Origin of the sequence: Roseiconus lacunae, assembly GCF_008312935.1 — a bacterium.
In the GTDB taxonomy this organism is placed as follows: Bacteria; Planctomycetota; Planctomycetia; order Pirellulales; family Pirellulaceae; genus Stieleria; species Stieleria lacunae.
On sequence record NZ_VSZO01000014.1, the window covers coordinates 140,296 to 163,368 of the forward strand.

Annotated in this window: 17 protein-coding genes; 16 read left to right on the plus strand and 1 reads right to left on the minus strand. The window is 55.7% G+C overall.

Features of this window, described 5'->3' with window-relative positions; all coding sequences use genetic code 11:
* The first annotated feature begins 269 nt into the window (after window positions 1-269).
* From FYC48_RS18835 to FYC48_RS18910, 16 genes are all read left to right on the plus strand, one after another.
* Window positions 270-773, plus strand: coding sequence for a 3-hydroxyacyl-ACP dehydratase FabZ family protein (locus FYC48_RS18835; RefSeq protein ID WP_149498340.1), 504 nt, complete (start codon window positions 270-272; stop codon window positions 771-773).
* A gap of 119 nt (window positions 774-892) precedes the next feature.
* Entirely contained in the window at window positions 893-1,282 is a 390-nt protein-coding gene (locus FYC48_RS18840; RefSeq protein WP_149498341.1) for an acyl carrier protein, read from the plus strand.
* Window positions 1,283-1,801 (plus strand): 3-hydroxyacyl-ACP dehydratase FabZ family protein, encoded by a 519-nt coding sequence (locus tag FYC48_RS18845; RefSeq protein WP_149498342.1) that lies wholly within the window; start codon window positions 1,283-1,285, stop codon window positions 1,799-1,801. It abuts the gene before it with no gap.
* Window positions 1,802-1,884: 83 nt separating this feature from the next.
* On the plus strand, window positions 1,885-3,171 hold the full coding sequence (locus tag FYC48_RS18850) for a beta-ketoacyl-[acyl-carrier-protein] synthase family protein (protein WP_149498343.1): 1,287 nt from the start codon (window positions 1,885-1,887) through the stop codon (window positions 3,169-3,171).
* A 182-nt stretch (window positions 3,172-3,353) separates the two neighbouring features.
* A complete protein-coding gene (locus FYC48_RS18855; protein WP_149498344.1) occupies window positions 3,354-3,755 on the plus strand; it encodes a hypothetical protein in 402 nt (133 codons plus the stop codon).
* Window positions 3,756-4,163: 408 nt separating this feature from the next.
* Entirely contained in the window at window positions 4,164-4,376 is a 213-nt protein-coding gene (locus tag FYC48_RS18860) for a small basic protein (RefSeq protein ID WP_149498345.1), read from the plus strand.
* Between the two features lie 296 nt (window positions 4,377-4,672).
* Window positions 4,673-5,713, plus strand: coding sequence for an acyl-CoA desaturase (locus FYC48_RS18865; RefSeq protein WP_149498346.1), 1,041 nt, complete (start codon window positions 4,673-4,675; stop codon window positions 5,711-5,713).
* Between the two features lie 216 nt (window positions 5,714-5,929).
* Window positions 5,930-7,789, plus strand: a complete 1,860-nt coding sequence (locus tag FYC48_RS18870; protein WP_149498347.1) for a chloride channel protein — start codon at window positions 5,930-5,932, stop codon at window positions 7,787-7,789.
* 396 nt (window positions 7,790-8,185) lie between these two features.
* A complete protein-coding gene (locus tag FYC48_RS18875) occupies window positions 8,186-9,589 on the plus strand; it encodes an O-antigen ligase family protein (protein ID WP_160149620.1) in 1,404 nt (467 codons plus the stop codon).
* A 266-nt stretch (window positions 9,590-9,855) separates the two neighbouring features.
* Window positions 9,856-11,307: a pyruvate kinase gene (gene pyk, locus FYC48_RS18880; RefSeq protein ID WP_149498349.1), complete on the plus strand. Its 1,452-nt coding sequence runs from the start codon at window positions 9,856-9,858 to the stop codon at window positions 11,305-11,307.
* Window positions 11,308-11,936: 629 nt separating this feature from the next.
* On the plus strand, window positions 11,937-12,593 hold the full coding sequence (locus tag FYC48_RS18885) for a sigma-70 family RNA polymerase sigma factor (RefSeq protein ID WP_149498350.1): 657 nt from the start codon (window positions 11,937-11,939) through the stop codon (window positions 12,591-12,593).
* Window positions 12,590-15,172 carry a serine/threonine-protein kinase gene (locus FYC48_RS18890; protein WP_149498351.1) on the plus strand — a complete coding sequence of 861 codons (2,583 nt, stop codon included), beginning with the start codon at window positions 12,590-12,592 and terminating at the stop codon, window positions 15,170-15,172. The genes FYC48_RS18885 and FYC48_RS18890 overlap by 4 nt, the downstream gene beginning before the upstream one ends.
* Entirely contained in the window at window positions 15,169-16,254 is a 1,086-nt protein-coding gene (locus FYC48_RS18895; protein ID WP_149498352.1) for a hypothetical protein, read from the plus strand. Before FYC48_RS18890 ends, FYC48_RS18895 begins: the two co-directional genes overlap by 4 nt.
* A gap of 99 nt (window positions 16,255-16,353) precedes the next feature.
* Window positions 16,354-18,201: a dockerin type I domain-containing protein gene (locus FYC48_RS18900; RefSeq protein ID WP_390622149.1), complete on the plus strand. Its 1,848-nt coding sequence runs from the start codon at window positions 16,354-16,356 to the stop codon at window positions 18,199-18,201.
* Window positions 18,202-18,307: 106 nt separating this feature from the next.
* Complete coding sequence (locus FYC48_RS18905) at window positions 18,308-18,814, plus strand: hypothetical protein (protein ID WP_149498354.1); 507 nt, start codon at window positions 18,308-18,310, stop codon at window positions 18,812-18,814.
* 349 nt (window positions 18,815-19,163) lie between these two features.
* Window positions 19,164-21,542 carry a peroxidase family protein gene (locus FYC48_RS18910; RefSeq protein WP_149498355.1) on the plus strand — a complete coding sequence of 793 codons (2,379 nt, stop codon included), beginning with the start codon at window positions 19,164-19,166 and terminating at the stop codon, window positions 21,540-21,542.
* 191 nt (window positions 21,543-21,733) lie between these two features.
* Here FYC48_RS18910 and FYC48_RS18915 read toward each other — a convergent pair whose 3' ends face one another.
* Window positions 21,734-22,906, minus strand: coding sequence for a DUF3500 domain-containing protein (locus FYC48_RS18915; RefSeq protein WP_149498356.1), 1,173 nt, complete (start codon window positions 22,904-22,906; stop codon window positions 21,734-21,736).
* Window positions 22,907-23,073 lie beyond the last annotated feature (167 nt).

The following is a 23,073-nucleotide window of genomic DNA, read 5'->3' on the forward strand; positions in this document are numbered from 1 at the left end:
GGCGAAGTAGCGTTGCGGCAGCACTAATGGGTGCGGGTGCTGCGTTGACCCTCCCATGTCTAGCGGACCAGTCTAGCAGGTCTGGGGGGCAAAATCGAGTTTGCCTGGCGAACGTTACGAGAGCCGTGGTTGAGAGAGTTGGAGTAGACCAGTATTTTGTGTCGTCTAAAAAACGTAAACTTTGTCGAATCGGTTGTCCTTGCGGTTGCCGATAACCCCCAGGAACGCCTTTATCTGATCGGCACCCGAGTTTCACGCACCGAGTCCTCATGAAATATCGTCAACTCGATCGCATTTTAACCCTCGATCCCGGCAAACGAATCGTTGCCGAGAGGACGTTGCGTGGTGACGAGGAGTACTTGAAGGATCACTTCCCGCGTTTTCCGGTCATGCCGGGGGTGATGATGCTCGAAGCCTTGCATCAAGCGGCGGTTTGGATGATCCGCACCGGCGACGACTTTGGTCAAGCCATCGTGCTGCTGCGTGAGGTTCGCAACGTCAAATTTGGCGACTTTTTGGCTCCCGACCAAACGTTGAGGGTGACTGCCGAAGTGATCAAGGAATCCGATGGCCTGATCACGGTGAAAGCAACCGGGGAAAAAAACGGGCGCAACACTGTCACAGCGCGGCTAATTCTCGAGCGTTCGGGTAGCAACGAGCCTGCCGAGATTGGTACAGACGACGATGTCAGAGTACGCGTCCGCAAGCAGTTTCACAGGCTTTACGGCACCGAACTGCTCGACGATTCGGTGGAAAATACACCGACCACTTAATTTTCAGATCGGACAACTCACTTAATCACCGGCTCGTCAAACGCCGCCGAACCATTCGGTGGAAGCAAACCCAGGCGTCGCCGACATTCAATCCATTACCCCTTCTAGGAAACATCAAGATGGCACTGACAGAAGAAGAAATTTTCGCCAAGGTCAACGAAGCTCTTCAAGACGCATTGGGCGTTGACGAAGACGAAGTCACCCAGGACGCAACGCTTGTGGGCGACTTGGGCGCCGAATCGATCGACTTTTTGGACATCGTTTTCAAACTGGAAAAGGCCTTCGATATCACGATCCCTCGTGAAGAGTTGTCGCCCGAAGACATTTTGACCAACAGCCAGTACGTCCAAGACGGCACCGTGACCGCCGATGGCCTGGCGGAACTTGAGCGACGGATGCCTTGGGCCAACTTGGACGATTTCAAAGCGGATCCCAAAGTCCAGAACTTTGGCAACCTGCTAACCGTCGGCGACCTGTGCCGTTACGTTGCCACTAAGGTGAACGCCTAAATGCGTTGGTTCTGGGTCGATCGGTTCACCGAATTCGTCAGTGGCTCGCATGCCGCGGGCATCAAGAATGTCTGCTTGGACGCGGAAGTCATTGACGAATATTGCCCCGGTTACCCGATGTTGCCGCCAACCCTGATCATCGAAGGGATGGCCCAACTCGGAGGAATCCTGGTGGCGGAAACCTTTCTCTTTGACAAACGCGTCGTGCTCGCCAAAGTCGGTAGGGCAACTTACCACCAACCGGCGATTAACGGCGACACGTTGCACTACCACGTCAAGCTTGACAAACTCCAAGACAACGGCGGGACCGTTACCGGCACCAGTCACTGTGATGGAAAGCTGCAAGCGGAAATCGATTTGATGTTCGCCTTCCTAGAAGAAGGCACCGTCGTCGATGGGCCGCTGTATGATCCCGATGATTTGAAAGGGATGCTTCAGATCATGAAGTTCTTCACCGTCGCCGTCGACAAAAATGGGAATCGCTTCCCAAACTATGACAAGCTCGAATCGGTCGACTGATCGGTTCGGCCGCGTCTGATTGAATCAATCACGCTTGGCTTCTTTTGCATCAGCCTCCTCAATCCTGGAAAGGTCGCACCGTTATGGACCGTCGTCGCGTCGTCGTTACCGGCATTGGAATGATCAACCCGATGGGGCATGATGCCAAGACCGTTTGGCAGGGGCTGCAAGCCGGACAAAGCGGCGTCGGTTACACCACGCTGTTCGACGCCAGCGGATTTCCGACCAAGATCAGTGCCGAGGTCAAGGACTGGGAATTGACCGACAGCGACCATCCTCTTGGTGGCACCGATCAGCTCGGTCGCCACACCAAGTTCGCCATTGGGGCGGCAAAGCAGGCGGTCAACGATAGCGGCGTTGAAAGCGTGATCACCGATCCAACTCGGTTTGGGATTTACCTCGGAAGCGGCGAAGGTAATCAAGACTTCATCACGTTTAGTAGGATGATGACCGCCGCGATTGCCGATGGTGAATTCGATGCTTCCAAGTTCATCGCCAAAGGCCTGGAGTTGCTCGACCCGGCAAAGGAGTTGGAGCAAGAGCCGAACATGCCCGCCGCACATTTGGCGACGATGTTCAACGCGCAGGGGCCAAACCTGAACTGTTTGACCGCTTGCGCGGCAAGCAGCCAAGCAGTAGGAGAAGCAACCGAAATCATCCGTCGCGGTGATGCTGACGTCATGCTAGCCGGCGGAACGCACAGCATGATTCACCCCTTCGGCGTGACAGGCTTTAACCTGTTGACGGCATTGAGCGAGAGCAATGACGAGCCGACGAAGGCGAGTCGACCTTTCGACCGGCTTCGCAATGGATTTGTCCTTGGCGAAGGATCGGCGATGGTCGTGCTCGAAGAGCTCGAAAGTGCTCGCAAACGCGGTGCAACGATCTACGGTGAAATCGCCGGCTACGGAACGACAGCCGACGCGTACCGGATCACCGATATTCCACCCGACGGACACGGCGGTATCGCCGCGATGCGAATGTCGATCGCCGATGCAGGGTTGCAACCATCCGACATTCGCTATGTCAACGCCCACGGAACCAGCACTCTGGTCAACGACAAAGTCGAAACCCTGGCCTGCAAAGAAGTTTTTGGCGAGAACGCCGCCAAGGTTCCCGTCAGCAGTACGAAGAGCATGATGGGACACCTGATCGCTGCCGCCGGTGTGACGGAGATGATCGTTTGTTTGCTGGCGATGCGTGACAGCGTGCTGCCGCCAACGATCAACTACGAAAATCCCGATCCCGCGTGCGATTTGGACTACGTTCCCAACGAGGCTCGGCCGGCCGAGATTCCTTACGCTCTCAATAATAGCTTCGGATTCGGTGGGCAAAACGTCACGCTATGCTTGGCACGCGACGTCGCCTAGTGCTCTGTCTGGATACGATGTTCAGGTTTGACTCATCAGCCGACGGAGTTTAGCCCGGATTGCTGACCGATTCAGGTGTTGACGAATCACTGGCGGAGTAACGCAGGATTATGGTGAGCGGTCGGGTGGCGAACACGACGTAGCGAAGACGACACTGAATGCTAACGTTTGAGTGATTTCTGATGCCTGACTTTTCCGATGCCGAACTCACCGCATTTCTCGACGAATCACTCTCCCAGGAACGCTCTGCAGAACTGGAGACCCAGCTTCGTGATGACAAGCGGTTGCGCGAGCGTCTCGTCGCCGTCAGCGGCCGAGAGTCGGCGGGGTTGCACTCCCTAGCGGCGATCTGGCAGCGAAAGCGGCTGTCGTGTCCGAGTCGCGAAGAATGGGGGCAGTACCTGCTGGGGACACTTCCCGATGACCACTCGGGGTACCTTGAGTTTCACCTAAGCACGGTCGGTTGTCGCTACTGCGCCGCAAACCTGGAAGACCTTCGCGGCGCTGCCGACGCAGCCAACCAGGGGGCCGTCCGCCGGAGAAAATATTTTCAAACCAGCGCCGGCTATTTGAAAAAATCCTGACAGCGGTTTGCGGCGCGGGCTCGCGAGCGGCCAATGCTCCGTCTAGGCAAAATGATCGGGGGCGACTCATCCGCCGACGGGCGCAAGCCCCGGTTTCTGCACCGAAACGGTAGCCGATGCCAATCGGCAAACTCTATTTTAAATGTTGACGACGCGGCGAGCCGCTAGAATCGGTGGGCCGCCACGAAGAATGCGTGGTGGATCGGACGCTGACTTTCGCGGAAATCGATGGCGGCAGCAAAAACCGCTGTTTATCCTCGCAAAATGGCCCGATAACCTTGCAGATTCGGTCGCGACGTCGTATCCTTCGCGACCTTCCCAAAGACGAACACAGCAAATTCCTGGACTCGCAGCTTTTGCACCCTGGGAATTCGTTCTTCCAATTCAACTGCCCAAAGGAAACCTACCATGACGCTCGATCGCAGCCTGAAGGTACGTGCCGGGGCGATCAAGACGCGAAACGTGCTGACCCGTGCCGAGCGGATCGCCCAGTTGCAACGGCAAGAAAAGTTCAACGAATCAGACGACGTACTCGGCATGCCGAAGACGCGCGTCATGAAGGTTTCGCTGAAGAAAAAGAAGAAGGTCAAGAAAGCCGAAGACGACAAGAAAAAGAAGTAGTCTGCTTGACCGATGATCAATCATTCGATCGCCTCTTGCCTATGCGAGAGGCGATTTTTTTATGCGCGGCGACCGTGTTAGCTAGTGCTTCGTCAACCTTTGATTTTAGGATCAGCCGAATGGCGTTAGCCACGGTTTCCGACCGAGCCCCGGCCCAATTGCAAATCTGCCCTTGAAGTCGCCATTCTTGCCCCCAAGATTGGCCTCACACCCGCAACCGTGATTAGCCTACAACATCGTTCGCCGTCTGTTGGTTAACCCGCTGGCGCCACTCTTCCTACAATCCTGTCGTGACCATGCAATCAAGCAACGCACCCACGCGTTCGGCACCCGCAGACTCCGATTCTACGGGCGCGACCGCAAGTCCACCCGAGAGTCGCTCATCCTCGGTAGGGGAATCGCCCACCGTAAAGCCTGCCACGGCAGCGATTGCTAGCGATGATTCGCAGCGGTTGCCACCGCCCGAAAAGACGCGGCCCACCCGGGTGCTTTGGCAGTACGTGATCGTCCTCTCGGTCGTCCACCTCATTGCCGCGTTTGCGATCGTGCCATGGCTGTTTACCTGGTCTGGATTGATCATCGGTATCGCCGGGCATTTCGTGTTTGGCATGATGGGGATCACGATCGGGTACCACCGTTTGCTGACGCACCGGGGGTTTTCTTGCCCCAAATGGCTCGAACACACCTTTGCGATCCTGGGGATGTGTAACCTGCAGGATTCGCCGGCACGTTGGGTTGCGATTCATCGCATGCATCACCAGCACAGCGATAAACAAGACGATCCGCACTCGCCGCTGGTTAGCTTTTTGTGGGGGCACGTCGGCTGGGTGATCATCCGACATCGCGATTTTGACCGGACGAGTCATTATGAACGCTATGTTCGCGACCTGCTTCGTGATCGTTTTTACCTCGGGCTCGAACGCCGCGGACGATGGTTCTTTGTTTACCTCACTCATGCCGCAGTGATCACTGCGATCGGAGCACTCGTCGGCTATCTTGTGGGCGGCAGCGGCGAGGCGATTCGATACGCGGCCAGCTACTTTGTCTGGGGAGTTGCGGTTCGCACCGTCTTTGTGCTCCATGGCACTTGGGCTGTCAATTCACTCGCGCACGTCTTCGGTTATCGAAACTATGAAACCCGGGACGCGAGCCGGAACAACTGGTTGGTCGCGTTGCTTTCGCACGGCGAAGGCTGGCACAATAACCATCATGCTGAGCCACGTGCGGCAGCCCACGGTCATCGTTGGTGGGAGTTCGACATGTCCTGGCGAATCATTCGGATGTTGGAAATGGTCGGGCTAGCCAAAGATGTCGTGCGGCCCAAATCGATGCGTTAGCGCTCACGATCCGAGTACGTGAGCCGAACCGCCTAGTGCTTCATCGATACTTTAATTCAGGCGTCACCAACCACTGGGGGAACGCAACCCAGTCCGATGGTGACTTCCGGTGTGCCGATTCGGTCACAAGTGTGCGGTTGCCATTGCGTGTCACCGGCCGCGGTGTAGATTCACCGCAAACCAGCCGACTTGACCCGGGCAATCGAATTTCCTCAGGTGCGCACGCTACGACGACTCAACTCCGCGTTTGGATTTCAGACATCGGCCAAGTGGATCATCTTGGCGACCGTTGTCGGTGTCACGTCGGGTTTGGGCGCGATTGCTTTTGATGTACTCGGGCAGCTTGTCGTTCGACTGACGTTGGTGCACGTCGCCGGCTATGCGCCTCCCGAAGCGTTAGGAGAGCACACCCGATTTGAGCACATGCTCGGCGGGCCGACCGCGCCGTTTTCACCTTGGTGGATCGTGGCGATCATGACCGCCGGTGGGTTGGTCAGTGGGATCTTGGTTTATACCTTCGCGCCGGAAGCGGCCGGTGCCGGAACGGATGCGGCGCTTGACGCATTTCATAATCGCCAAGGACGCATCCAGGCGCGAATCCCTTTCGTCAAAACACTTGCTTCGGCGATCACGCTTGGGACCGGTGGTTCGGGAGGTCGTGAAGGCCCGATCGCGCAGATCTGTGCCGGGTTTGCCTCAGCGATCAGCACGCAACTGAAGCTCTCGCACCGCGAACGGCGTATTTTGCTTGCCGCCGGGATGGGGGCCGGTGTGGGCGCGATCTTTCGTGCTCCCTTGGCCGGAGCGATCTTTGCAGGCGAAATTCTCTACAGCGACGCCGACTTGGAAGCCGACGTGATCCTACCGGCATCCGCCGCTTCGGTGATCGCGTACAGTCTTTACACGCAATCGCTTCCGCCGGACTCGCGTTTTGTGCCGTTGTTTGGCGAGGATCTTCAGCACCTCTTCAGCACGCCTTTGGAGTTAATTCCGTATGCCATCTTGGCGATCATCCTGACCATCATGGCGATCGGGTATGCGGGAATCCTTCGTGGAACCCGCGGCTTGTTCGAACGAATGCCGCTTCCCCCGCACGTCCGCCCGGCGATTGGCGCGGGGCTAGCCGGCTTGACCGCGATCGGATTGCTTAAGCTATTTCAAGGCGACGAGCGAATTCTTGGTGTGCTTGGTACTGGCTATGGATCGCTTCAAGTTGCCGTGACCGCCGCCGGGCAGATGGGGATTCCGTTGTTGTTGGTGATCGCTATCGGCAAGTCGGTCACCGCCGCACTGACGATCAGCTCCGGTGGTGCCGGCGGTGTGTTTGGTCCTTCAATGGTGATCGGCGGTTGTGTCGGTGCGGCCGTCGGGCTGACCTTCCAAGCGATCGTCCCCAGTTTGGTCAGCGAGCCAGAAGCATTCGCCGTTGTCGGGATGGCAGGGTTCTTTGCCGGGGTGGCCCGAGCACCGATTTCAACCATCATCATGGTGCGTGCGTTGACCGGGGACTATGGCTTGCTCTTACCGACGATGCTGGTCTCGACGCTGACGTTCTTTACCTGTCGCCGCTTCAATCTATACGAAAAGCAGGTGCCGACGCGGATGGACTCGCGGGCTCACCGCGGTGATTTTATTGTCGACGTCCTCGAGGGCTTACAGGTTCAGGATATATTTCGGCATGACCCTCGTCTGGTGGTCATTTCCGAAGGCATGACACTCGATGACATTGTCCACGGGCTTGCTTACACCAACCAGCATTACTTTCCGGTTGTCGATTCAGAAGGCAAGATGATTGGGATTTTTAGTGACGAAGATGTGCGTGCCTACCTGTACGACGACACGTTGTGGAAACTGGTCAACGCAGAAGACGTGATGATCAGCAACTTCATCGCCGTCGCTCCGCAAGACAACTTGAATACGGCGCTCAAACGTTTTACGTCGATGAACTTGGACGAATTGCCGGTGATCGATCCGGAGCAACCCGGCAAGCTGCTGGGGATGCTGCGGCGAAAGGAAACGATCGATGCCTACAATCGCCGTTTGGTTGAGTTGAAGCGGGTCGAGGGCGAACACTAATGATCCATCTAGACCAAATATCTGGGGTCGACTCATCAGCCAACGGGTAAAGCTTCGGATATTGCACCGGAACCGTGGCTGACGCCATTTGGCTAATTCTGAACTTGAACTAGGGGCTGGAGTGAAGCACTCAAGAACGCAGGCTCTTCCGCGCTCCCGCCAAATCGGCTGGCGACGAATGATTCGGTCGTATTGATTTTGTCGGCCGTCAGTTTGCCGTTACTAGCGAGGGTTTCACTGCAGCGGTCCTGTTCGGCACCTATGTTTGCAAGAATCCGGCGTTTGTCCTGGATTGACTGTCGGTGTTAGGCTTGCCGCTACTCTATGTGGTGCGACGTCGTTCACTGGATCGCGGCCGGCAGCCAAGGGGCACGCATCATTGACTGCTGCATACCCATGTCGTTGCTCACCGTTCTATTTCTACTCGCCTTTTTCGTTTGGTGCATTCCGCTGGCACGGTACGTCCAGTTGATTCATCTTGTCTTGGCATTGTTGTGGATAGGAACCATCTTTGGGCCGCCTTTTTTTGCGTTTGATGGCCCGGTTCAAATCAGTTTTGATCGACTGCTGCTGGCAATCACCATCGGTGTGGCAGCGTTTCATTGGTGGACCGGCGCGATCACCATTCCTGCTCTCAACCGAGTCGACGTTTGCGTTGCTGGGCTGACCGTTTATCTGTACTGGAGTAGCCGAGGCGGAACCATCGAGGAGACGATTGTGGATCCGACGGCGCGGTGGCTGTTCTATATCCTGGTGCCCTCGATCGTTTATGGGCTGGCACGAATCACGCCGTTTTCGTCAGCCGACTTTAAGTTATTAATGCGCGGGATCATCCTGCTCGGGATTTACCTTTCGATCACCGCGGTATGCGAGGTCAAGGGATTTCATGCGTTGGTGTATCCCAAGCACATCTTGGATCCTGAGGTTTGGATGTTTCTCGGGCGTGGTCGGGGGCCACTGCTGAACCCGGCAGGAAATGGTTTGATCATCGCAATTGCGATGGCCGCCGTGTCGGCATGCTTCGTCAACTCGGATCGCCAAACCAAAGCGTTGTACATGGCGATCGGGGTGATTCTATTTGTGGGGTGCTATGCGACATTGACACGGAGCTGCTGGCTGGGGATCGCCGGCGCCGTTGCCACCGTCGGTTTCATGTTCAGCCCTCGATGGTTGCGAGTGATCGGCCTCGGGGCGGCAGTTCTATTGGCGGTCGCGATGACGATGGGGCTGAAGGATCAAATCATGTCAATCAAACGCGACAAGGCACTCTCGGCCGCCGAAGCGGCGAAAAGCGTCGAGTTGCGTCCGCTGTTGGCTGCGGTGGCGTGGGAGATGTTCAAAGACAAGCCGCTGACAGGACACGGTTACGGTCAGTACTTACAGCGTCATGATCGCTATCACACCATCCGCGAACTCGGGATGCCGCTCGAACGTGTCCGGGCCTATAGCCATCACAACGTTTTCTTGGGGTTCGTCGTGGACTCTGGATTGATAGGTTTGGGGCTTTATTTGGCGATCGTCGCCATGATGGGAGTCTACGGTTGGCAGCTCGCTCGCAACGGTGGATTGCCGTTGCAGGCAAGACGTTTGGGGTTGTTCAGTCTCGCGACCTTGGCGGCATACTTTCCCAATGCCATGTTTCATAACATGACGATCATCCCCATGGTTCAGATCTTTTTATTGACGACCGGTGGGCTGGTTGTTTCGGTCTATCAGCGCGGGCTTGCCGATACAAAGCAAGGCGAGCGCCGGCAATCAACGGCCCCGGACAGGCGAACAGCAAATTTGGCGACAGGCTAACGGAAAAGTCATGTTGTGGTGGTCAGGTGCCGCCGGACGTGGCCGATAATGTTGTCTTTCGGTGTGTCGCTTGACCGGTTTCCGGCAGAGAGTCCAAACAGGGTGAATCCGAACGGCGGGTTTTCCGAACGAGAGAATGGTGCGCCACTGAGAGCGGTAGTGGAATGATCAGCGACCTAACAAACAATCAACTTGCTATCGTCCCTGGAGACGCAAAATTGGTGGTCGGCCTGGTTGGCCCCGCCGCTCGCTCCTCAGGAAACCCAATGCAAGAAGCATCTCGAAGCTATCGCCACACGAAAATCATCGCGACCATCGGTCCGGCTACCGAATCGGAAGAGAAGGTTGCCGAATTGATCCGCGCCGGTGTCGATATTTTTCGGCTCAACATGGCCCACGGGACATGCGAGTGGGTTGTCGAAATTATCTCTCGGATTCGAGCCGTCTCCGCCAAGATCGGCCGGCATGTCGCGGTGATGATGGACGTCAAAGGTCCCGAAGTCCGCACCGGGCCGGTCGATGCAACGGTGGAGCTAAAGGTCGGTGATCGACTGGAGTTGCACACGACTTCCTTTGATGCCAAGGACGACGGCGTTCACCGAGTCAGCGTGAATTACCCAGATCTGCCAAAGGACGTTCGTGTCGGCACGACCGTCTTGATTGATAGTGGACTGATTCGAACGCAGGTGCTCTCGAAAACTGACACCACCATCTTGCTGGAAATCCAGACCCCGGGCCCGCTGGGATCGCGTCGGCACATTAACTTGCCGGGTACGCTGATCAACTTGCCGGCTTTGACGAAGAAAGATGAGCGAGACTTGTTGGCCGGTGTCGAGGCGGGGCTCGATTTCGTCGCGCTCTCCTTTGTTCGCCAAGCCGCCGACATTCGAACGCTACGCGACTATCTCAAGTCGATCGATTGCTCCGCTCGAATCATCGCCAAGATTGAAGACCAGGCGGGCGTTCGTAACATGGACGAGATCATCATCGAAACCGATGCGGTGATGGTTGCCCGGGGCGACTTGGGAATCGAAATTGAATACCACAAACTGCCGCTCGTGCAGACTCAATTGATCCAGACCTGCCAAGCCCATGGCAAGCCGGTCATCGTTGCGACGCACTTGCTCGAATCGATGGTCACGTCACCGATGCCGACGCGGGCCGAAATCTCGGATGTTTCCAATGCGATCCGCGAGCAGGCGGATGCGATCATGCTTTCCGGAGAAACGACGACCGGTGCATATCCGCTGGAATCGGTTGAAGTGCTCAAAAATATCTGCCATAGCATCGAACCCTCCGTCGATGGGCAGATCAATCACCGGATCGAGCTTCACGCACCGAAATCAAAGATGCTGCGTTCGAGTGTCAAATTGGCGAAGGAACTTGGGCGTTCCGGAGTTGTCGTGTTCACACGCAGTGGGTTCTTGGCATACGTGCTCGGTGCAATGCGGGCCCAGAACGTGCCGATCTATGCGTTCACCGATGTGGAATCAACGTTCCATCAGCTCATGCTTCCCTGGGGAGTCGAGCCTTTCCTGATTGATTTCGACGAAAATCCTGAAGTCACCATTCAGAACGCACTCGGGCAATTGCTGGTCAAAGGCTGGTGCACCAAGGAGGATTGGCTGGTCGTGATCACCAATGCATTGGCAGATGACCAAGTCATCGACACCCTACAATTGAGGCAGGTGAAGATCACCTGCGACGTCAATTTCTAATGAAACAGGTCGCGACACTCGCGGGCGCGGCAACGCGTTCGCGAAACCGTGATCGCTGATTCTCACCAGGCGGCGAGGTGATCGGTTAGGGCACCAGGCTTATTCATATTGCTTGCTCAACGTGCTAATTCAGCCAGGTCACGACATCTTGCCTGCAAAATCTAAACCGGGACCGCGGCGAACTCCCGAGCGAAATTTGTCATCGGCAGGCTGACGATCGTTTCCGGTTCGTGACACGGGACCGCTTTTGTCGTCCTTTCATGGCAGGGAAGCGTTTCCCGACTTCGATGACGTGACCGGCAGACGATTCTTGCAAGCCCCCGGGCAAAAACCGCGTGTTGAGATTTGATTGCGACACGTGAAAAGTTCGGAGGAGCGGCAGCGATTGCTTCGTGGATCGAAAGGGCTGCTACGTCGTCGCGATCCAGAAGGTCACTTTGGTGGCTTCTGCTGTAAGCGAGTCAAACGGTGACGCATGTGCCAGACAGGAAGAGGGGGCGACGGTGGGACTGACGAACGATTCGGACTCTCGGTGGCATCCGCGCTAATTTTTGGCACCTTGTTGCGTTGACGACGCATTAAAGGACAGGGGCAAGCTCGCTCCTCCAAACCAGCTCAGGATTTGATCAATGGTCGCAACTTCCAACCGCGCGTCTGATTCGCCCGCAACGACAGAACACTTGATCGGAGCGGCTCGCCAACTTGGAGGCGAATCGCTCGGAGAGTTGTTGGAACTTTACCGGAATTACCTGGCTGTCTTGGCGACCACCCAGATGGACAATCGCTTACGACGGCGGATAGGTACCTCCGATTTGGTCCAAGAAACGATGCTAGCCGCCCACAGCGACTTCGGCCAATTTCGTGGCAACAGCGAAGGTGAACTGGTCGCTTGGCTGCGGCAGATTCTTTGCAACAGCCTTCGTCATGCGATCGAGAAGCACGTTCATGCGAGGAAGCGTGACGTCCGTCGCGAAATGGCATTGGACAATTTCGCCAACGATTTAGATGACAGTTTCGATCGGCTTTCGCGTCTGGCCGTTGATCCGGACCCGACACCAAGTCAGGTCGTGATGAAGCAAGAAATCGCAAGGAAACTCGCCGATGAACTGGCAAAACTAAAACCGCGTTATCGCGAAGTCATCATTTACCGCAATTTGCAAAGTCTGACTTTCGACGAGATCGCCGTGCGAATGGAGATCAAATCGGGGGCGGCTCGGATGCTTTGGCTGCGAGCGATCGCCAAGTTCAAGGAAGTTTGCGAACTCGGTCCAGAGGCAGCCCAATGACGTCGTCACGCTTCACAGCCCTGCCGTCATCGCCTGATTCGAGCGACGACGAACCGCTTGCGATGCGGAATCTGACCGCGGCACAAAAGGCCGACTTGGGCATTCTGCTGGAGCAATATCTTGAAGCCCTTGAGTCCGGTGTCCCACCGACGGTCGAGTCGCTGACCCGATCACGTCCTGAACTGCGTGAGGCTTTAAAGTCGTGTGTCGATGGATTGGAACATCTGCATCACATGGCCCTCGGTGATGACGTTGGTGGCGAAAGTCGTCGAGGCATTCGGCCAGTCAGGACGCAAGGTTCGGAGAATTCTTCGTCAGACACGTTCGCCGAACCGCGACCTCTCGGAGCGTTCGATCTGCACGAGGAGATTGGTCGTGGTGGGATGGGCGTCGTCTATCGTGCGACACAGCGATCGTTGCACCGAACCGTTGCGGTGAAAGTGCTACCGCCCGCGTCCGTTCTCGACACCCGCCGTTTAACTCGTTTTCAACACGAAGCAGAGGCGACGGCCAGTTTGCAGCACCCCCATATCGTGCCCGTCTTCGCCATCGGCTGCGAACGTGGCGTGCATTATTATGCGATGCAGTACATCCGCGGCAAATCACTTGATGAATTCTGTTGTGCGTCCGACCGTAACCTTCGGCCAGAAGTCTCGGCAACCGATGGAACGGCGTTGGATTGGCGTCAGGCCGTCGCGATTGCCGCGGATGTAGCTGACGGGTTGGGCGAGGCTCATGAGTTGGGCATCGTGCACCGGGACATCAAGCCATCGAACCTATTGTTGGACGATTCCGGGCATGTCTGGATCACCGACTTTGGCCTGGCGCGAATCCAAACCGATGATGCGGTCACGCGGTCCGGTGACATCTTAGGTACATTGCGGTACATGAGTCCCGAACAAGCCAGCGGGAACACGGCTGTCGTCGATGGCCGAAGCGACATCTATTCGTTGGCCGCGACGTTGTACGAATTGTTGACCGGGCAACCCGCCCATCCCGGCACCGACGCTCCGACCATTTTACAGTCGCACCATGAGGACTCGCTCAAGCCCTTACGGAAACGACGACCAAATCTACCGCGTGATTTGGAAACGGTCATACGCAAAGCGATGTCTGCGAAACGTGACGGGCGATATGAAACGGCCAAAGACTTCGCTTCCGACCTGCGCCGCGTCTTGGCCGGTGAGCACACTGTCGCGCGACCACCATCGATTGTCGATCGAGTCATTCAGATTGCCAACAAGTATCGCGCGACCGTGGCAACACTCGCGTTGATCGGTTTGATGACCGTGATCGGTTCGGCCATCGCGATCACCAAGCTGACTGCCGAGAAACAAAAAACGGTGGCGCACGCGGCCCAATCGCTCAAGAACGAAAGGATGGCCCGCGAGGCGATCGACCGGCTTGGCAGTCAAGTCGCCGAACTTCTTACAGACATTCCCGCCGCTGACGCCGTCCGGCTTCGCTTGCTCGGAGAAACACTGGACTACTACAAGCGGATCGCCGACGCACCAGTGATCGATGGTCTTTCCGGCCGTCGCCGCCAAGAAGACATGGCGATCACGTTGGGAAAGATAGGTCTGTTGCAATCCGAAATGGGACGACATGACTTGGCCCTTGGTTCACTGATGGCGTCCGAGCGGGCATATCAATCACTCGCCAAGGATTTTGTCGACGATGATGCGATAATTCTTTCATGGTCGATCAGCCAAAACAATCTGGCCGAAGGACTCGCCGTTTCCGGTGATGCCGATTCGGCCGTGACGTGGTTCAACGAAGCGATCGAAAATCAGCGACGGTTGAGCCGACATGGGATGGCGAACGCTGACCACGAATTGGCGAAGACGCTGAATAATCTTGGCGGATTGTTAGGGCGAACGGGCAATGTCGAAGCCGCAAAGGTGACTTACACGCGAGCGATTGAATCGCTCAAACAGGTGGACACCGCGTCCGACTTGAGGTCGACGATTCAGTCAAACCTTGCCGGCCTACTCGCCAATCATGAACCAAGATTTGCGGCTCAGCTTGCTCGCCAGTCGCTCGCCCATCAGCTTGCTCGACTCGAAGCTGATTCGCACGATCCAAAACTGGCAACGCGTGTTGTTGTGACACTCCACTCGCTTGCTAAGGCACAAACACATGCCGACATGCCCCGCGATGCGGTCGCGACGCTGCGGCAAGCCATCGCCATCAATCGCGATTTGCGAACCCGATGGCCCGATCATGCGGTCTATCGTCGTGACCACGTTATCAGTTTGAATCATCTCGGTATGGCACTCGCTGCCGATCATCGGATCGAGCAAGCCGTCGCAACGCTGACGCGAGCCGTCGAGCAGGGACGCGATCTTACGCAGGACTACGCCGGCTCAGCTGACGTTCAAAGTATGTTCGCCAGCGTGTTGAACAATCTCGGATTTATCAAACAACGAACCGGCGATCGGCGATCCGCCATTCGGCTCTACGAAGAAGCGATCACGCACCAACGAGAAGCAATCAGGCTTGCTCCGGGCAACGCTTACTTCGCGAATCTGATGCGACGACATTGTGAAAATCTAGAACAGTTGGACGGTCGGACATGAATCAAGCATCATCCTCTACTTCTCACCGACGCTTGGGATTGGAACAGCTCGAAAAGCGATCGTTGCTTGCCGGTGGACTGTCGAATGTGATTCCCACGGGATTCGAGACTGGGCAATCGGTCGAGGGTCCGGCTGCCGACCGTCTTCCGCGACCGGCCGAAGAAAAGGTCCGCACGGCAAGTCGGACAGGGCAAACAACACCAAACGTCGATCTTGTTTCACAAGTCCAACCGAATGCGTTGCCCGAATCGACAACAATACCGGTCAGCAATACTGGCACGCGTGCGCCGGTGGTCGACGCAGTGTTCTCTTCACTTGAGCATTCGGAGCAACGTGATGCGACGGCAGGCACCGATCAGGTTGCCGATCTCGTCTCTGACAACCTGTCCACGAAACAGTCGAACACGCCCCTTCCTCAAGTGTCCGGTACCGTTGTTCCCGATGGCGTTTCCCACGCTCAGGTCCTAACGGAAGTCGATCATAGCGAAACTGATGCCGCGATCCGGTTGTCGCCGTTTCTGGGGCAGCCGTTGACTCTCTCCGCTGACCTTGCAAGTCGGTCATGGCAATTCGACCGTGACCTACTGCCGCGACTAAACGAAGTCGCCGAAACGCCGTCCAAGGATGTTGCTCGATACCACGATCTGGCCTTGCCAAACTGGTGGGTTGGATCCGGCGGGATGATTGAGATTGATCATTTTGCCATGCCGGAAACGAATTCGGTTCCGGACGAAACCGTCGTTGATGTTCAACTCGAAGGGGCGGTCATGCTTTCTCGTTCGGTTGACCTGTTCACGTTATCTGCGACTTCACCGATCGCTGTCCCTGTCTCTCAGCAGGCCATCGATACGGTCATGACCACGCTGGCCAAGTTAACTGAGTCGAAGGTCCAGCCGCTTTACCGGTCAACGCAGATTCGTCTTTCAAACCTCGTTTATCCGACGCTTGGACTGATCGTTACCGGTGTCGCGCTATCTGCCCGGCAACGAAGTAAGAACGCAGAGTTTCAGAAACAGGTGACGTCTCGGCGGCAAACTCGACGCCTGGATCGATCCAATCGATTGGATGGAGTCGTGACATAGGCCAGAGTAATCCGTACTTGAGAAGTGACTCCCCTTTTCGGATTTCCCTCACTTTTCTTGTCGCGAGGTTACCTGATGTTGCGTTATCTACTTGAGTGGATGCGTCGCTCTGAAAACGTCAAACGCATACGCCGAAAGCCTGTCACGCGTCGCTGCTTGCGAGCTGAAACGCTTGATAAGAGGCAATTGTTGGCCGCCAATATTTTTCATAATGAGTCGATGCCGGAAGACGTCAACGAAGACGGTGTCGTTTCCGCCATCGACGCGTTGACGGTTATTAATCAATTGAGCCTTCAGGAACAAGGCAGCGAACGGAGCGATGGTGACACCGATCTGGACGCCATGCGAGGTCGCCGAACCGACGTCAATGACGATGGCCGAAGCTCCGCGATGGATGCCTTGATGGTGATCAACCGGCTTCACCGCGATCGCGATGGGAATCGCCCGGTTGTTGAAAGGCCTGCCGATGAGAACCAGGCCGATGAGAAACCTGCCGATGAAAACGTCGAGTCGGAGACCGACGATGTTTCTGACGAAGAGACGGATGTCGTCTTGGAGTGGAACGATGTGTTTGGCGAAATCCTCGCCGATAGCACAGAGAATCAAAACCCCGGTTACGCCTCGCGTTCCCAAGCCATTCTGAATCTCGCCATCTACGACACCGTTGCGATAGCGACCGCGGGCGCCAGCGCGGAGACGTTCTACGACTACGCGATAGATTTCACGGGCGCCGAATCGCTTGACACAGACGTTGCCGCGGCGCAGGCGGCGTACACGGTGCTCAGTTCGTTGTATCCTGATCAACAAGCCTCGCTCGACATGGCATTGCAGTCGAACCTATCGGGGGCGGCCGAAAACGGCAATGTCTCCGATAGCGTCGCATTGGGAACCGCAGTCGCGAACGAGATCTTAGCCCTCCGCGCCGAGGATGGTTTCGATGCCGCCGCCGAGTACACCTACACGGATGAAGTCGGCTACTTTCAACCCGATCCGCTCACCCCGGACGTGCCCGTGTGGGGACCGGCTTGGGGTGAGGTTGATACGTTTGCGATTGACGACAGCGGCGATTTTTTACCCGAACCGACTCCCGGGCTCGACAGCGAACAGTATGCCCAATCATACAACGAAGTGTTGGAATTGGGCGCCGCCGATAGCGATGTGCGAACGCCTGAACAAACCGAGATTGGAATCTTCTGGGCTTATGATCGTGTAGGACTCGGAACTCCAATTGCATTGTTCAACGATATCCTGCAAACCGTTGCGATTGAACAGGATAACACGCTGGAAGAAAACGCCGCTTTGTTCGCACAGGCCTCTGTCGCGATGGCGGACGCCGGCGTCGTCGCATGGGACACCAAGTTTACCGAACAATTTTGGAGACCCGTCACGGCGATTCAAGCTGGCGATGCCGACGGCAACGAACTGACCGAAGGTGATGCGGACTGGGTCGCACTCGGGGCACCCGACGGCGGCGATGACGAAATCGGATTCACGCCTCAGTTCCCAACCTACATCTCTGGTCATGCCACCTTCGGTGCTGCGCTGTTTGGGACGTTGCAAGAGTTTTATGGAACCGACGAAATCGCCTTCGAAGTGACCTCGCAGGAACTCGAAATTCTGCTCGCAGATCCAGAACTCCAGGAAGCGTACGGACTCGATCTTGATGATGCGACGCGATCGTTCAGTTCCTTTAGCGAAGCGATGCAGGAAAACGGTCGTAGCAGGATCTACCTTGGGATTCACTTTGATTTTGACGATACCGTCGGACAAGAAGTCGGCCAAGCGATTGCCGCGAGCGTCGCATCCGAATTTACCGTTGCCTTCGATGACGGCAACAACCGTGACAAGATTACCGACAACGATCGTAGCGGTCGTCACTCCGGACGTGACCGAGACAACGATCGCATCGCGGCCGTCGATTCCGTTTTCGGCAGCGATCTATTCTGAGTTTTATCCACCCTTCTTTTCGCGGCACCAGGCCAGTGTTTCGGCCGACTTCGCACGCAGAAACCCTTCGTGAATTCCACTCTCTTTTCCACAAAAAGGCAAACCAATGAAATCCTCGTCTCTCTCTCTTGCCGTCGTTTGCATCGCACTTCTGTCTACAAATGACGTTGCCGCCCAACGCGGCGGTGGCGGCCGACCAGCGGGGCCACCTCCGGGCATCAATCGAGGAAACTTTAACAACAACGTCGGATTGCAGGGATTGCAAAACCAAGCAGTCAATCCGTTCGGCAATCAAGCTAATCTCAATGCGGGTAATCAGAACGCCAACCAGAACATGCCGTCGGTCGAGCAACTCGCCGCAATGATGCTCACCAACTTTGATGCCGACGGTAGCGGTGAGCTCGGACTGGCCGAATTGCAAAATGCCTTGTTGGCCTTAAGGCAGCAGATGCGCAACCAAGGCGGTGGTCAGCAGAACGGCTTGCAAGCCCGGCGAGGTGCCCAGGCGGAGGAGGATGCGGCGAACGAGATGATTCAAGCGAGGCAATGGCAACGCGGTTTCAATCAGGCCGCCGCCAACCGCTTCCCCCGTGCCGCCGCACGAGGACGGTAAGCTTCGCGGCGTTCTTCGTGTCGCAATCGACTCGGCGTCGCGTGTCGAGATCGAAATTGGGGCGGAGAAACCCGGGGCGAATGTGTTTCCGATAAGGAACGCGTAAGGTGCGAATCTCACACGTGTCATGCACGACGAACTGACTGATATTGCGACTGCCGTCGATTCACCAATCCGATTGCGAGACATTAGCAGACTGGTTCGGAAATGGGCAACATCGCGTTGGCGATCGATGATCCCGAGCGTGACAGTCACGAGTGCGAATCGTACTTCTGGGATAGGCCCAACCGCGTTTGAGCAGTTTTGAGTTGGGTTGCTTGCTCCTCACCTTCTCTCCCCGGAGAACACGATGCAAAACCGATTCAGACGATGGACAAACGGCGGTCAGCTGTTCCTTGGCAAGGCAACTCGGTCTCCTAGGAAGAGACGCAAGTCGAAAGGGGCTCGGCGACGGTTAAAGTCGGAGACATTGGAAAATCGCCAGCTTCTAGCGGCCAATCTCTTTCACGGCGATGTCGTATCCGATGAATTTAGCGACAATGAAGTTGCGGCAGTGATTGGCACGTCAGTCTCCGCCGATCAACGTGAAGTCTCAATTGCAACATTGCTTGAGGGCCTACCCAATGAATACCGATCAATCGACGGTTCAGGCAACCATCTTGAATTGACGGAACTCGGTATCGCCGGCACCCCGTTGATTCGCGTCGCTGCTGATGACTACGCCGACGGGGTTTCGGTGCCGGCCGGTGCGGAGCGCCCCAGCGCTCGAGAAATTAGCAATGTGTTGGCGACCGACGAAGGACTGATCAGTGATCGTGACTTGTCAGCTTTCGTCTATGTGTGGGGCCAATTCATCGATCACGATATTTCTCGCACACCTACCGGCGAAGAATCGTTTGATATCGAAGTTCCTTTGGGCGATGAATACTTTGATCCATTTGCGACGGGAACGGAGACGATTTCACTTACTCGATCGATCTATGATTCTCAAACCGGAATCGATTCGGCCCGTCAACAGATCAATGCGATCACGACCTGGATCGATGGTTCGGTGATTTATGGTTCCGATGACGCAACCGCAACCGCGTTAAGAACACTCTCGGGCGGACAATTGAAAACGAGTGAAGGCGACTTGTTGCCGGTGAACAATGATCAAACCTTTCCCGACGGAACGCTGGTGATGGACAATGACGCGGGAATTGTTCCGGATGATGAGTTGTTCGCGGCGGGCGATGTTCGGGCGAATGAGAATATTGAACTGACCGCCATCCAAACGCTCTTTGTCCGCGAGCACAATCGATTGGCGGAGGAGCTTGCCGCAGCCGATTCAACACTATCGGACGAAGAACTCTATCAGCGCGCTCGTGCGATCGTGGTCGCTCAGTTGCAAGCGATCACCTACAACGAATGGCTTCCGGCTGTCTTGGGAGAAAGCGGTGTCGGTCCATACGGAGGATATGACGCCTCTGTGGATCCGACGATCGCAAATGAGTTTTCGACCGCTGCGTTCCGATTCGGGCATAGCTTACTCGGCGATGACGTCGAGTTTTTGGACAATAATGGGAACGAAAGTGGCGAAGAAATTCCACTCAGTCAAGCATTTTCGAACCCTGCAGCGGTGTCCGAGAACGGCATCGATTCGATTATCAAGTATCTCGCGTCCGATCCGTCATCGGAGTTGGACATTCAGGTAGTCGACAGCGTCCGTAATTTTCTCTTCGGGCCTCCGGGAGCGGGTGGATTTGACTTGGTAAGTTTGAACATCCAGCGAGGAAGGGACCATGGGTTGTCGGACTACAACTCGACACGCGTCGCGTACGGTCTGGATCCGGTCGAAAGTTTTGCCGAGATTACGTCGGACCCGGATGTTCAAGCCAAACTAGAACAACTCTACGGATCGGTCGACGATATCGATCTGTGGGTGGGCGGCCTCGTCGAAGACCATGTCGACGGCGGAAGCGTTGGTGAAACATTCAAAGCCATCATCAGTGATCAATTCGAACGGCTTCGTGACGGCGATCGATTCTGGTATCAGAACACGTTTTCGGGATCGGCGCTAGCGGAAATCGAAAGTACCACACTAGCCGACATTGTGGAGCGAAACACTGAGCTGACTGATCTTCAGAGTGATGTATTCTTTTTTACTGCATCGATTTCCGGAACCGTCACGGCTGAAACGATTAAATCTGGTGCCGGTCGCGACGACCGGCGAATGTCCAACGACCATCGAAAGACAACCCACACTGGCACGAGCGAAAGAGTCGAAGGACAGGTGATTCAACTGGTTAGCGATGGGGACATTGTCGCAGAAACGACCACCGATTCCGAAGGTCAGTACACTTTCGATGTTCAGAACGGACTGCGAACCGGTGAATATGAAGTCCACCTAGTTTCAGACATTCAGGGCGTTGCCACGACGATCGCCATCGAAAACGTTGCGGTTCGATCCGGCGACGTTCATCTGCAAGAGGTTAATTTCACGATCGATGATGACAACGACGATGACTCAGACAAGCGAGGGCAACGCCGGCATTTGGGAACAGGGCCAGAATCAGGATCGCGTTCGGATTCCGGTACACGTTCCCACGGCGGACAACGTACCGGAATGGATGGTCGCAACCAGCAATCGGCCCGAAGCAATCTGAATCAAGGACGGTCATTGCGTTCTGATCTGGTCGATCCGTTTTTCAGCAGCCACGACAACAACATTAGAAAGCGGCATTCATAGTCGCGTTTCAAACGGACGTTGCGTCACGACGATGCTTCGTTTTGCCGGTCAGTTCGGCAAGCTCTCCATTCTTTCCAGAATGCCGCCAAACGAGTTTTGATCGCAGAGAGGATTCTCTTCCGAATCGTCTTGGTTCATGAATTCAGGTAGGAGCCACTTCCTATCTGAATTTCGACTCCCGATCGAACCGGTCAATGAGGGTGTCGGTGGTAGTGTTGGCGAAGGATATCTTTTCCATAGTCGTTGCCGTTCGGTGTCCGGACGACGGTATGGATGTGGTCACGCATCGGCTCGGAGGTGCGAAATGGCGCGACACGTCGTTGATGATCAAATTCGATCAGAATCACCGGGCTGTGGATTCGGTAGTAGTACACACTTTGGTCGGTCGTGCCGCCAATCCATGCGAAATAGGTTTCATCGAGATGCCGCTTCACCTCTGACATCCGTACCTTCGCGTGTCCCTCTCGCATGTTACCTACGTACTCGTCGATTAAATTCAAAAGAGCTTTCTTTTGGGCCTCGTCGAGATTCGAACCGGCGATTCCCGCGTAGTCCAGTTCAATGTTGTCCTTGTAGGCTTCCGCGAGGTTGTTGTTGCCATCTTTCCGGTTCATCAAGATCGCTTCGGATCGTTGTGTGTCGCTTAGCATTTCCATCAACTTCAATCCCTTGTCTTGTTCGTCTTGCATGACGATCGTTCCTTTGAATTTTCCTCCCTTTGCTTCGATCGGTTCGGATCCCATGAAGACAGGACTCATCACGACTTGGTCACCCAAAACAAAATAGTTGATCACGACGTGATGCCCGTCGAGTTGCCATCCCCAAGGCTCGGTATCGGAAGGACGGCCCATGATCGTGATCCAGTACAGCCATTCGCCGTATTCGTCAAAATTGTTCGCCAATTCGGCCAAGGTGCCGTTCAGTTTCATGATGTCCTGCGTTTTCTTGAGTCCTTCGGCACTAAGGCTTTCCCCCAGCATGTCGAAGGCAAGAGTCCGCTGTGCTTCCGTCATTTCGTCAAAACCGACTCCCTGACGGGGAGTTCGATGCCGGTTGTCCCACTTTCTCCATTCGCTATCGTCGACCGGAAATACGGTTCGCTCCCGTTGCCCGTCGGTCAATCCCGCGAGGAATTTTTCTGCCGCGATACGAATGGGTTGCGTGGTCACACCGGTGGACTCGATGCGAAACAAATTTTCTTTCGCGCCTTCAGATGTAACGATACCCACGTATGGTTCGCTAACGGCGGACGCACCACCACGACTGCCCGGTCGTTGTGCATGCACCCAGACGACGGCTATCGAAAAGGAAACAACTCCGGCAGCTACGGCAAACCATCGTGGAAAGCGTGAGTCTCTCATCATTGTTAAACCTGTGATCGAAAAGGGAGCGGAGTAAGCGTGTCAAACGAAACGGCATTCGCAAAGGTTGAACGATTGTGGCCGAGTCAACCTTGCCTTGAAAGACAGTGTTGTGGGTGTCAGCCACGGTGCTGTCGTGTTAGGTGGCTGCAAAGTCATTCATTAGGAAA